This is a genomic window from Photobacterium halotolerans DSM 18316 (genome assembly GCF_000425165.1).
In the GTDB taxonomy this organism is placed as follows: domain Bacteria; phylum Pseudomonadota; class Gammaproteobacteria; order Enterobacterales; family Vibrionaceae; genus Photobacterium; species Photobacterium halotolerans.
On sequence record NZ_AULG01000024.1, the window covers coordinates 1 to 12542 of the forward strand.

A 12542-nucleotide genomic window follows, 5' to 3' on the forward strand; every position below is an offset into this window, starting at 1 on the left:
CGGCCTCTCGTTGAACTTTCCAGACCTTCGATACCGCACTCTGTGTACCATCGAACCCACCTGTTTACAGAAGACCGAGCTGCAGCAAGTGTATTGGATACAGCAGCAACAGTCTGGCCTTCAGCGAGAAGCAAAATGGCAGTCAAACGTCGGCAGTGATCCTTATCTTTGGTTTTATGTATATTTTTAATGAGGCGACGTCGCTCTGCCCGGTCGGGTAATGTTAGAATCATGGCACTCGGTACTGTTTTGTGAGTTTTGGATGTTTGGCGACTGATCAGATCGCACAAACGCTACCGAGTTCCCTTCAATTTCTACTTATCAGTGATCTACATTTAGGAACAGTTATTTAGTAAACGTTCCATGATCAGGACGCTAACTGTGAGAAAAGTTCAAACCGATTTAGTCAACAAAACCAACAGTTGTTGCTCTCATCTCTTTCTCACTTATGCACCTCCGCTTCTATATCTGAATAAGATCAAACAAAGAATAAATCATCCGTACGAAGCCTATGAATTATTGAAGATATTTCAGGCAGCACAACTTAACCCGATAGAATATTTCCCGTCACAGATGGGAATTCAAGTAACAATCACTCCAACTCCGAAATCAAAACCTTAAATCCGCTTTAATTGCAGCAATACGAGCTGGATCAATGGGCTCTTCTTGTTCAACTTCTAATGAGTTAAAAAAGTTATTATCTACATTATCAAAGAGCTTAAAGAGTGGCTCTTCAATACCATTTGTGAACAGGTAAACACCGAAATGAAGACTAGATAGGCAAATATGATGGCCGCCAAAACACCGCCCGATTGAGTACATATCAGAGCTTGATCCTATGTTTTCCAATTCATGATTGGCTTTAACAATATTTAAATTTCTATCCTCTATTCCCCAAAGGGAGTCCAAAGGCAACCTCTTATCCTTTCCCTCTAATCCCGTTGGTATTGAGGTTTGAAACAGATTGGCAAATTGAACAAGATAGAATACTGGTATTGATTCACTACATCATAAGCAACATGAGGCATTTTAGGATCGGAAAAATCACGAGAAGATGGTCGCTCAACGTCTACGCCTATTGTCTGAAGCTTTTGAATAATATCAATCATTGTTATTCATCATTCGAGTTCGGATGCTGTGACAATATGAAAAGTTTGAAATAAAATGGATAGAATTTTTGCACTTTCTCACTCTATCCATTTCAGAAATTTATTAAAATCTTAGATTTACTTTGACATTATCCAAACGAGGATCATTAATCGGATCATCTTCTTCAACTTCTAAAGATTTAAAAAAGTCATCAATGCTATCAAATAGCTTGAACAAGGGTTCTGCAATGCCATTTGTATAAAGATAAACACCAGGATGTTCATTAGAAATGCAAATGTGGTTACTACCATAACACAGACCAATTGAATACAAGCTGGAATCCGCCTCTAAACATTTCAACTCGTCATTGGCTTCTTCAATATTGAGGCTTCCTTCGTCGATTCCCCATAGATACTCTAACGGGAGTTTTTTTGAATTGCCTTCCAACCCTGTAGCATATTGAGGTTTAAACTGTATGGACAAGTCAAAATCGATCGACTTCTGGTATTGTTTGACCACATTGTAGGCATTTTTAGGCATAGTGGGTTCACTAAATTCGGCCTGCGATGGCCGCTCTATTTCAACACCAATTTTATTCAAGTGTTCTATGATATCAATCATTGTTTATCTCACTGTCCTGATTCATTTCTCTGAGATCTGAAGCACTACCAATATGAGGAATTTTATTGTGCAAATCAGATGGAATTAGCTGAATTTGTGTCACTGTTTCGTGATGTGGAGTCACACGATTTTTCTTTAGCAATTTTTTGGCTGCGATTTTGCTACGTAAATTCCGTTGTCTGGCTATTACTTCATAGACTAATCTAAAATCCTGCCTACTGCCATCCAGAACACCGGAATCAAAATCTAATTCACCTAATGACCACTTACTAAAATCTGGTCTGCCATTCTTAAAAGGAATCGGTTCTCCGTTTGTAATCTTATTGACCCTGGGATGATCCGACTTCCACAGGCCATCACCCGGTTCACCCTCTACCCAGCGGCCATTGTTGCGAGGCAATCGGGTCTTTTTGCTATAAACCAAATAAATCGGTGGTATCCCTGAATCAATCGGGAATACCAGAACGACGTCACTCCAGTGAAAATCCTCAATACCCGGAAAAATTTCAACTGTTGGAGTCTCGATATCTGACGGAATCGGCGTGGTAAGAATGTCACTTACCACATAACCATCGTCATGGCCGGGTGTCAGCCGCCACTCTGGTGGGGCATTTTCAATGGGTTTCCATGTAATATGAGGGCCATGCTCTTCCAGAGCAACCGAGTAACTTTTCCCATCCTTGTCTAAGTTAAGATATCGCACCGGTATGCGCGTCTCGTCCACATGATAAGCACGCACTTTCGGATAGTATTCACCCGAATCTGGTGGGGTTAGTTTGATACGAATACGGCTTTGCACACTCTCTAGGTCGTTTTGCAATTCGACTTCGGTGTACTGTGTATCATCCTGGTGCCAGTCAATCTGCTTTAACACCAATAACGCTTCCAGGGCCGGTGAAACAGGCCTGAACCTGTCCCAAAAATCGTCCTTATCCTCGTTCCGGGCTGAGCTAGCCAGTTTGGTAAGCTGGGTTGCGGCTTCCTGATTAAAATTACGGGTTGCCGCATTAGATACCCCACCATCGTTGACGGGAGGAAGCGGTGACGGCGCAGGCACAACAAATGATGCCTCAGCCGGAGCTATACCAAACAGCATCCAAGGACCAAAGTTATCCAGATGTTCACTGACAGTCCCTGCATCATTGCTACCGGCTGGCGTATGACACGACTTAGCAAATACCGGGGTGACTACAGTTTTAATGCGGACGACCGGAATATCGCGCACCAAATAATTTTTACGGATCGGATGAATGGTGGTGTCTTCAATACATTGGCCGTCGTAACGATAATGACTGTTCAGGGCCTGATTGAACGCCTGCGGTGGTTTCGGTGGCAACTCCCGAATAGCTTTGGGGACGTCCGAAACATCCGATGACTGCACGATTAATTGATGCCCGACATCCAGCGATAACGAGTCAGCTTCATAGCTCAGGTTCAAATTCAGCAGCTCACGGGTGTTCAAGCCGTACTGCGCCGCAATGTCGGTCCATGTTTCGCGCTCACCAGTGGCCGGATCCCGCTGCACGGTGTGAGTCTTCAGCCTCGGCCTCTGATCATCATCGCTTTCCTCTGCGGCCCTCGCCAGCACAGGTTGCTGGATGGCATCCTGCAATGCATTGAGGTCGATTTTTACACCGTTCTGCAACAACCAGTCTTCACTCAGGTGTTCCAGATGCAGGCGGGTGATCCGCTCCCGACGATAAACCAGATACTGGTCATTCACCAGTGCCCCGTTCCGCTTCCACTGCAACAAAATTGCACTCAGGTTGCCCTGATAATAGTCATCCAGGATCCTTTCGTGCGTGGTATATGTCGCGCGAAATGCCCAGCGTTTCTCCCCGAGAATCTGATATTCCTGCATCAGTCTGCCATTGCAGAAGTGATAGAAATACCCCTGACTGGGGTGCCCCAGACGTCCATCAATTTCCACCGCAGGTATTACAGCCATAAAAGCTTCCAGTGCTTTATCTGTGCCTTTCGGATGCACCGTCACCGGCTTTCCTTCTGACACACCCAGAGTTTCACAGATACAGGCCGCATAGAGACGTTTGGTTTCATTCGCCATGACTGAAGTGGTGAACCGGAAACCGTGCTCCACCGGCTTTTCCTCCCAGTTCATCCGTCGGCTTTCTTCCCGAGTTTTGCCGAGAAAGAACTCGCAATTGCCGTGCTTACGCAGCGAACTCAGCGAGCAGGACAAGTCGAAGCTGTACTCAAATTGTGCCACCGGTGCCGGATCTTCCCGTACCGGCGGTGGCGGGCGCAGAATGATACATTCATCCAGCGGTTTAAAGGCCGCATTGGGAAATTTTCTGTTTACCGAATCGTCATCAACACTCACCGAACCTCCTGAAAAAAATGCTTAAATATCAGACATATTACACACATTTTATCACCTGAAGGGGGTGCGGTGTGACGGAATTTGACTGTAAAAATGACTGATTTTGACTTCAGAATGCAGGTTCAGGCGGTTGATATGACGGGCTGGTGTTTAACGCTTGCGTTGCTAAAAAATGGGACCATCGGTAAGGAACGCACAAGCTTGCACCGACCCACAGAGCTTATTGGTGTGTCATATCAAACTGTGCTTACATTCTCCATCAAAGCCGAGGTTGCTTGGCTCACGCTCGTCGTAAGTTCATGGCAGCGAAAAAGCTTAAGGGTAAAGGCAAAATGGATGTGGCGTTAGCCAAAATCCAAAAACTATATACACTCGAATCGCGGTTAAAATCTGCCCCAGCTGAACAGCGTTGTGCTGAAAGACAAGCTCATGCCAAGCCGATGCCGCGCCTTGCTGTACAGCATAATCGAGACAGCAAAAGCGAACGGTCTCATCCTCTACAGCTACATGGTCAAATGTATGAAAGAGTTGGCAAAGCCTGAGCCTGATATCGATTCACTGCTACCGTGGAACTTCTCACACTGAAACTAAAACGAATGACATAGACTCCCTCCCTCATCAGGTTTTGCCACACTTGGTAAGTCTGATTACGAAATTACCAGAGGCCACCATGTCACAATTTTCCTATGGCATTGATTTAGCCACAGTATCCACGGTGAGGATCATCAAAGCAAAGTATTGAAGTACAGAACAATAACACAGTCGAAAGTCTTAGAAACTTTTGCCAATATCCCGCAGGCTATCATCTGGATGGAAGTCTGCGGTGTCTCTCATTACTGGGTCGTAGAGCTGGATAAGCTCGGTCAAACGCCAAAGATCATGGCATCGAAATATGTCACACCTTTCAGCGCAATCATGTAACCAACTGAAGTTATTAGCCATTTGATAGCTTATGGACTTACTGTGCCAGATAAAAATAGTCCGCATCGCCGCCCTCCGGCGTTCAACCAAGCTATTTCCATAATAATGCCGCTTTGGGCTTGTCCAACACCTGGAAAAATGACGGCTGCGTGACACTTATCGTTATTTGTTATGCATTTATAACCTTTGGGTTATTAGCAGGATAAAAGGGCAGTCGTCCAGTATTTGAAGCTAGAACACCTTGTTTTAAACCTTCGTCAATCCAAACCAAGACACGGTCACAGAACTCACTTTTCACTCTAGTATGGTTTGTCGAGTTTACGACATTAGGGATCGCCGACTTAGTAAACATTTCATTTGTAACCCCGTTACGGCCATTGCAAGGCATCGTAACAAACCACTCTGTTGGGCGGAGTTCTATAGAAAACGCCCAATCACCTTTCGAACCAGGGACATAGTTGCCAAATTTGATAGCATGGCTGTGGCTGTTTTCTCCGGTACGTGAATCAAAGAACTTTCCATGCCACAGGCACAGCTCTTCGATATCCTTGAGGAAGGAAGAAAGCTTTGCTGCTTCGTCACCCATTTCTTGAATTAAAGCCTTTGTACTTTCTACTTGATACTTTCGTAGAATTTCTTGCGACATGATGATTACCTTCAGATTTAAAACACACCACATAAAAATACGACGCCACATTTATGTATAACTAATTAGTCGTCATTTTGCTACTTGAGCATTTTTCAGGGGGGAAATGCATAACGCTGGCGTAACTGGCTGGTTTGTGGAGCGGCAGCGAAACAAAGCGGTCCCGTTGACGCATTTGTTATGCTCAGGCACTTGGACCATGCTGTTTTGGCCCATGCCAATCGAATGCATCCAAAAGCTGTTCCAGGATTTTTTGAAGCCTCTCCATCGATTCCGGTGACACATCAACCTCCCCATAATGGCCGTCAGCCATTGTTGAGCCATATTTTGAGCCATTAAGGGAGTTGAGAATGAGCACACCTCCGTTGGGGGCACTTACCATATTGTTTTCGACTGGCTTCAAGTCCAGTGGCTGTGGGTTTCTACCAGCACCGAGACCACGAGATCGATCCTCTAAGTGCTGAGCGGTGTTCCTCACGCCTCGAAGATCGGGAAAAGCTTCGCCTATCTGAGCGTGCAACTCTGCCACGATTTCCGGTATACCTTCTTCTCTTGATAGCACCCCGAAGAACTTATCGAATGAATCAATAGCGTAGAGAAAGGCTCGCGCGTAGAGAAAGGGTAAGTTGTGCTCGAACTCGCGTGGTTGAAATCCATTCGCCCATTTCTCTCTTTTGAACCGGACTTCTGTTTCAAAGTGGATATCATCACACTGCGCGCGTCCAGAAAGCCCACCATACTCTTGGTCTATCTCCTGCCGAATCTCACTTCTTCGTTGGGCGACCTCGTTCCAGTTATCGCGGTCGGCAAATGAGGGGCGGGCTGATCTGGCTTCAGTAAACAAGTTCAGTGCAAGATTCGCTTCAAAATACTGGGATTTAAGTGATTGCAGCAGATTTCCGATTTTCCATGACCAATCTCGGTCTTCACTTTCGAGCCATGTTCCTGGAGTTATGATCTCAAACACGTACATTGCACCTATTCCTCGGAGCATAACATTTTATTCAACGATACCATGTCGTATAAATCTGTCATATAACTCTTTCAATCAGAAATAACTTAAGCGATTGATTATATTGAACTAAATACGCTTAACCAGATAAATCTATCAGTAAGATACACGACATCAGGTCGTATATCTTACTCAATCGTCTGATGCTACCCAATTGATATTATTTGCTTTTTTTGTATTTCATGACTTACCCCAAAAAAATCAGCGACACATAAGTTTGTGAGAAAAGCGACATCGGTCACTTACCCAGTACAGAGAAGCCATAGAATTGCACTCGTTTCATGGATTCCCGCCTGCGCAGGAGTAAAACTAAGCGATTGAATTATAAATAAATTATTTAGCTTTTGGCGTGTATCTTTAAAGCAGGAATGAGAAATTCGATGCCGACCTCTCCCCCAGGGGAAAAATTCAGGACGAATTTTTAGGTTGTCGGCGCCGGGAGCGCCTACAACCGACCCGGACAACACCAGAGAACAAAAAGGGCTTTCTGGGCACTCTTTGCCCCACAAAGAGTGTCTGGCGCGCATCAGACAATGCCAAGTCAGCCACGGAACCAAATGCGCGACATACCTCAGCTACACCAAAATCCACAGCCACAACACCCCAAAAAAACCGAAACAAACCCACTCCCCCAGGGAAAAATTCAGGACGAATTTTTAGGTTGTCGGCGCCGGGAGCGCCTACAACCGACCCGGACAACACAAAAGAACACAAAGGGGTTTCTGGGTACTCTTTGCCCCAACAAAGAGTACCTGGCGCGCATCGCACCATGCTAAAAGAACCACCAGACTCAAGCGCGACATACCTCCGCTGAACCAGAATCCACAACCACAGCACCCCAAAAAGCCGAAACAAACCCACTCCCCCTGGGAAAAATTCAGGACGAATTTTCAGGTTGTCGGCGCCGGGAGCGCCTACAACAGGCCCGGCCGACACCAAAGAACAAAAGGGGTTTCTGGACACTCTTTGCCCACAAAGAGTGTCTGGCGCGCATCAGACAATGCCAAGAAATGCACCGAACCCAAGCGCGACATACTCACCGAATCCCAAAAAATGTTACCCCGCAATAGCACTTCTGCTGCATTAGGGCCATAATCCCCCCACTCACGTGTCCAACACGCTCCCCTTAAAGCAATACAAAAGTAGATCAAACACAATGACAACACAGTCAACGGTCATTATTGGACTGTACAACCCCAAAAGCCCGACGAATGTGGGCGCAGTAATGCGCGCCGCAGGCTGTTATGACGCGACAGAAGTGCGCTATAACGGTACCCGCTATAACCGCGCAGCAAAATTCCACACCGATACCCATAACAGCCATGAGCGAATTGAACTGGTCGAGATGGACGAGCTTACGGCCGGGTTAGCCGATGATGTAGAAATTGTCTGTGTTGAGTTGGTGGTTGGCGCAACGGCATTGCCTCGCTTTACCCATCCTGAAAACGCCGTGTATGTGTTTGGTCCGGAGGATAGCTCACTGCCACAAGAGGTGGTCGATAAAGCCCATCATGTTGTGTATGTGCCCACCAATGGCTGTATGAATCTGGCAGCGACGGTCAATGTGGTCTTGTATGACAGATTAGCCAAAACATTGGGTGCCATTGATGATCATCAGCAAATCGTCTCGAACCGGGATAATAAAAACCGGCTGGAAGTAAAGGGCTGCGCTTAACATAAAAAAGGGCCATAAGCTGGCCCTTTCTGTTTCATCGCCCCGTCTAACCCGGCATACATTGCCAGAACAAGGTCGACAATGGCGGCAGGTCAATCCGTATCACTTCAGCACCTGACGCCTCATCCCAGACGGTATTCACCGTTTGTTCTACCGGCATCCCGCTGCCCCAGTACTGACTGTCATCACTATTGAGCATTAACCGATACTGACCCGGCTGAGGGACAGGAATGAAATAGTGTTGCCGGGCCACAGGGGTGAAGTTACTGACCACCAGCACTTTGTCGCCATTGCGGGCGAAGCGCTCATGAGCAATCACACTGCGGGAGGCATCGTTGTGCACGCACCAGGAAAAACCGGAAGCATCACAATCCAGTTCATACAGAGCCGGGGTCGACTGATACAGGATATTTAACGCCCGCACTAAGCGCTGTACGCCGGTATGGCGGTCATACTGCAGGTAATGCCACTCCAGCACCCCGTCGTGATTCCACTCCGCACTCTGGGCGATCTCGGCTCCCATAAAGTTCAGCTTTTTACCGGGCTGGCCATACATATACGCCAGATAGGCACGCAGATTGGCCGTTTGCTGCCACTCATCGCCCGGCATTTTATTCAGCAGCGAGCCTTTGCCATAGACGACTTCGTCGTGTGACAGCGAGAGCACGTAGTTCTCACTAAAAGCGTATACCAAGGGAAACGTCAGCGTATCGTGATGGTGCTGCCGGTAAATCGGATCCTGGCGGATATAACTCAGGCTGTCGTGCATCCAGCCCATGTTCCATTTGAACCCAAACCCCAGCCCGCCTTCATAAGTTGGCCTGGAGACGCCGGGAAAACTGGTTGACTCTTCCGCAATCGTCATGGCATTGGGATAACGGCGGTAGACTTCTTCATTCATCCAGCGCAATAAACTGACTGCGTCATGGTTGATATTGCCGCCTTCGGCATTGGGTATCCACTCCCCTGGTTGTCGGGAGTAATCCAGATACAACATAGATGCGACAGCATCCACCCGCAGGCCGTCGATATGAAAATGCTCAAACCAGTACAGGGCATTGGCGACCAGAAAACGGCGCACGTGTTCGCGGCCATAGTCGTAGATATAGCTTTGCCAGTCCTGATGCCAGCCGCGACGCGGATCCGGATCATGGAACAAGGCGGTGCCGTCAAAAAAGGCCAGACCGTGATCATCGGCAGGGAAATGTGCCGGCACCCAGTCAAGAATCACGCCCACCCCGGCCTGATGGCACTGATCGACAAAAAACTTGAAATCATCCGGCGAGCCATAGCGGCTGGTCGGGGCAAACAGCCCCACAGGCTGATAGCCCCAGGAGCCGTAAAAGGGATGTTCCGCCACCGGCATCAGCTCAACATGGGTGTATCCCATATCCGTCAGATACGGGATCAGTTCGGCCGCCAACGCCCGGTAACTCAGGCTTTCACCTGAGTCCTGCCGCCGCCACGAACCCAGATGAAGCTCGTAAATGGAAAGCGGTTGCTCGTGCTTGGCTGTCACCTGACGCTGCTGCCATGGTGAGTCCTGCCAGTGATAACGGCTGTGATCATAGACTCTGGACGCAAATGACGGATACTGCTCGGCCTGATAGCCCCAGGGATCGGCCTTGTGAGGCAGGCTGTTGCCCGCCTGATCGCGCAGTTCAAATTTATAGCGCTCACCGGCGGCCAGACCGTCGACAAAACAGCCCCAGTACCCTTGCTCCAGCGCGGATAAAGGATGGCTGCGACTGTCCCAGTGGTTAAAATCGCCCACCACGCTCACCGCCGAGGCATTAGGCGCATACACCAGAAAACGTACGCCGGAGATCGGTGAGCCGCCGGTTTCAAGCGTTAACAGTTGCGCACCCATATGGTGATACTGGCTCGAGGGCTGAGCCAGTTCAGCCAGATCCGGCAACCAGTCTTTGATCTTTACATGTCCGGCGCTCACGATTTACTCCTGCTTCTCGGCAGCCTGGCGGCGTACATCCGTCAACCGTTTAGTCAGATCCATGATGTCCTGACGGTTAAACAAGTCTTCAAGATTCAACGCCAGCTTGCGGCGCCAGTTCGGATACTCATCTACCGTACCCGGAATATTGACCGGCTTATCCATTTCCAGCCAGTCTTCCAGCTGCAGGCTGAGCAATGCGCTGGAACCCGCGGCAAGATGTAACTGCAGCGCTTCGGCCAGAGTACGGTCCATAGGCACATACCGGGCGTCACGGCCGACATTTGGCGGCAGGAAACCATGCCAGTTGACGCTGTCCAGAATGCGCTGTTTGCTCTCTGCACGACTGTCGAACAATCCCTGCAGTTGCTGCTCATCCGGATACAACCCCAGCTCACGCCCGAGCTTGAGATCGTCGCAATGCCAGAAGCCTCTCAAGGTCGGCATATCGTGGGTACACAAGGCCGACATCGACTGAGCGGTATAGTGCGACGGCGAATAATAGCCACCGTCTTCAGCGGTTTCGAAGAAAAACACCTTATAAGAGTGAATACCGGCGCTCGCCAGTTTATCGACGATTTCATCAGGCACTGTGCCCAGGTCTTCACCAATCACAGTGCATTGATGGCGGTGACTTTCCAGCGCAAGAATCGCCATCAGATCATCGACCGGATAGTACATATAAGCGCCTTGTTTGGCCGATTCGCCTTTTGGAATCCACCACAATCGCAGCAGACCCAGTACATGATCGATACGCAACGCGCCGCAATGGCGCATATTGGCACGCAGCAATTCAATGAACGGCTGATAGGCCGTTTTGCGTAAGGCCTGAGGGTTAAACGGTGGTAAACCCCAGTTCTGCCCCAGCGGGCCCAGGATATCCGGCGGCGCACCAACACTGACACCCTGACACAGCGCATCATGATCCGCCCAGGTTTCTGCGCCGGAATCGCACACTCCGACGGCCAGATCCCGGTAAAGTCCCATGACCATGCCTTTCTCTTCGGCAAGTTGCTGCGCTTCAGCCAACTGGGTATCTGCCAGCCACTGGAGGTACATATATAGCTGAACCTGCTCTGGATGCGCGGCGATAAACTGTTTTACCGCGGTGTTATCGAAGTGACGATACTGCTCCGGGAAAACCGGCCAGCCCCAGATTTGATCGTTCTGATTTTTCAGCTCGGCATGAAGTGCATCAAACGCGGCCTGGTGCAGCAGGCTCTCCCCGCCGGTTTCGACGAAATCAAGAAACTGTCGGCCACGAGCGGTCAGTGATGCCAGATGACGTTGCTGAAAGGTGTGAAACAGCATTGGCAGCACAGTCATTTTCAGGCAGGCTACTTCACTGTAATTGACCCAGTTACTGTCACGTGCCTCCACCAGGCGCTGCTGGAATTCGTCACTGCCCACTAATTGCAACGCCTCATCACACTGAGCAAATTCCGGGACGGAACACACATCAATGTAGATGATGTTCAGCCAGCGGCGGGAAGACGGGCTGTACGGGCTGGCACCTTCCGGATTGGCCGGAAACAAAGAATGGATCGGGTTCAGGCCGACAAAATCGCCGCCACGGGATGCAATATCAGACACCAGATGCTTGAGATCGCCAAAATCGCCGATACCCCAGTTATGACCGGTACGCACTGAATACAGCTGGACACTGGCGCCCCAGAGCTTCTTGCCCTTCTCCAGTGCCGGCTGCTTATAACAAGCCGTGGGGGTGACAATCAGTGTCATTTCATAAGGTGACTGACGGCGTTTACGGAAAATCTCAAGCCTGTGATAGCCCAGCGCAAGGTCAGGCAGCGCAAATGTCATACCGCCGCCCTGCTCACGGTCATCTGTCACCAACTGCGACTGCAGCCAGCCTTCCATGACTTCACCCTGCTCCGTTTCCAGCCGCCAGCTGAAATCGCTGATACGGGCACTGCGTCCCAGAGTCAGTTCGATATGCACAGGTTCACCGCGGCGAACGACTTTCATCGGGGCCAGCACTTCTCTCGGCTGTAATCTGGCCGCTGAGGATTCCAGCGCCTGATCACTGCTGGTATCGTAACCCAGTGCGCTCAGTAACCGGCTCAGTGTCTCAGTACTTACAGATGTTTCCGCACCCCAGGCACTGATGTAGCTGTCAGCCAGCCCGGCCTGTCTGGCAATCTCTTTCACAACCTTTTCTGTTCTCATTCTTCTTCTCCGTGACACGGTTAAGGCTGACTGTCTCTCCCACAAATTCAGCCTATGTCACTACTTACAATAACGCCGGGACTACACAGCCCCGGCAAA

General features: G+C 49.1%; 9 protein-coding genes and 2 pseudogenes. 3 read left to right on the forward strand and 8 right to left on the reverse strand.

All coding sequences use genetic code 11. The features are described 5' to 3' along the window. From H511_RS24305 to H511_RS24045, 4 genes are all read right to left on the reverse strand, one after another. Positions 1-233: helix-turn-helix domain-containing protein (locus H511_RS24305; RefSeq protein ID WP_155804818.1), on the reverse strand; the 233-nt coding region annotated here is incomplete at its 3' end. Between the two features lie 376 nt (positions 234-609). Further along, entirely contained in the window at positions 610-915 is a 306-nt protein-coding gene (locus H511_RS0106360) for a hypothetical protein (protein WP_027251548.1), read from the reverse strand. Positions 916-1212: 297 nt separating this feature from the next. After that, entirely contained in the window at positions 1213-1710 is a 498-nt protein-coding gene (locus H511_RS0106365) for a hypothetical protein (protein WP_027251549.1), read from the reverse strand. Next, complete coding sequence (locus tag H511_RS24045; RefSeq protein WP_051287948.1) at positions 1703-4051, reverse strand: S-type pyocin domain-containing protein; 2349 nt, start codon at positions 4049-4051, stop codon at positions 1703-1705. The genes H511_RS0106365 and H511_RS24045 overlap by 8 nt, the downstream gene beginning before the upstream one ends. Positions 4052-4320: 269 nt before the next feature. Here H511_RS24045 and H511_RS24310 point away from each other — a divergent pair. Beyond that, positions 4321-4636 (forward strand): annotated as a pseudogene (locus H511_RS24310) (transposase domain-containing protein); the annotation flags it as partial. 153 nt (positions 4637-4789) lie between these two features. Continuing rightward, positions 4790-4972 carry a hypothetical protein gene (locus H511_RS22765; protein ID WP_051287950.1) on the forward strand — a complete coding sequence of 61 codons (183 nt, stop codon included), beginning with the start codon at positions 4790-4792 and terminating at the stop codon, positions 4970-4972. Positions 4973-5141: 169 nt separating this feature from the next. On the opposite strand, the gene H511_RS0106385 is transcribed toward H511_RS22765, so the two are convergent. After that, positions 5142-5618, reverse strand: coding sequence for a hypothetical protein (locus H511_RS0106385; RefSeq protein WP_027251551.1), 477 nt, complete (start codon positions 5616-5618; stop codon positions 5142-5144). Between the two features lie 184 nt (positions 5619-5802). Continuing rightward, positions 5803-6591 carry a hypothetical protein gene (locus H511_RS0106390; protein WP_027251552.1) on the reverse strand — a complete coding sequence of 263 codons (789 nt, stop codon included), beginning with the start codon at positions 6589-6591 and terminating at the stop codon, positions 5803-5805. Positions 6592-7786: 1195 nt separating this feature from the next. Here H511_RS0106390 and H511_RS0106395 point away from each other — a divergent pair. Next, positions 7787-8305: an RNA methyltransferase gene (locus H511_RS0106395; RefSeq protein ID WP_027251553.1), complete on the forward strand. Its 519-nt coding sequence runs from the start codon at positions 7787-7789 to the stop codon at positions 8303-8305. Positions 8306-8351: 46 nt separating this feature from the next. Here H511_RS0106395 and glgB read toward each other — a convergent pair. Both glgB and malQ read right to left on the reverse strand, forming a co-directional pair. Further along, positions 8352-10208: pseudogene (glgB, locus tag H511_RS22770) on the reverse strand (1,4-alpha-glucan branching protein GlgB); the annotation flags it as partial. A gap of 51 nt (positions 10209-10259) precedes the next feature. Next, positions 10260-12443 carry a 4-alpha-glucanotransferase gene (gene malQ / locus H511_RS0106405; protein WP_027251554.1) on the reverse strand — a complete coding sequence of 728 codons (2184 nt, stop codon included), beginning with the start codon at positions 12441-12443 and terminating at the stop codon, positions 10260-10262. Positions 12444-12542 lie beyond the last annotated feature (99 nt).

Bases quoted from the DNA above. Each gene is read 5' to 3' on its own strand.
- H511_RS0106365 (WP_027251549.1), bottom strand. From the start codon at position 1,710: ATGATTGATATCATAGAACACTTGAATAAAATTGGTGTTGAAATAGAG.
- H511_RS0106385 (WP_027251551.1), bottom strand. From the start codon at position 5,618: ATGTCGCAAGAAATTCTACGAAAGTATCAAGTAGAAAGTACAAAGGCT.
- H511_RS0106390 (WP_027251552.1), bottom strand. From the start codon at position 6,591: ATGTACGTGTTTGAGATCATAACTCCAGGAACATGGCTCGAAAGTGAA.
- H511_RS0106395 (WP_027251553.1), top strand. From the start codon at position 7,787: ATGACAACACAGTCAACGGTCATTATTGGACTGTACAACCCCAAAAGC.
- malQ (WP_027251554.1), bottom strand. From the start codon at position 12,443: ATGAGAACAGAAAAGGTTGTGAAAGAGATTGCCAGACAGGCCGGGCTG.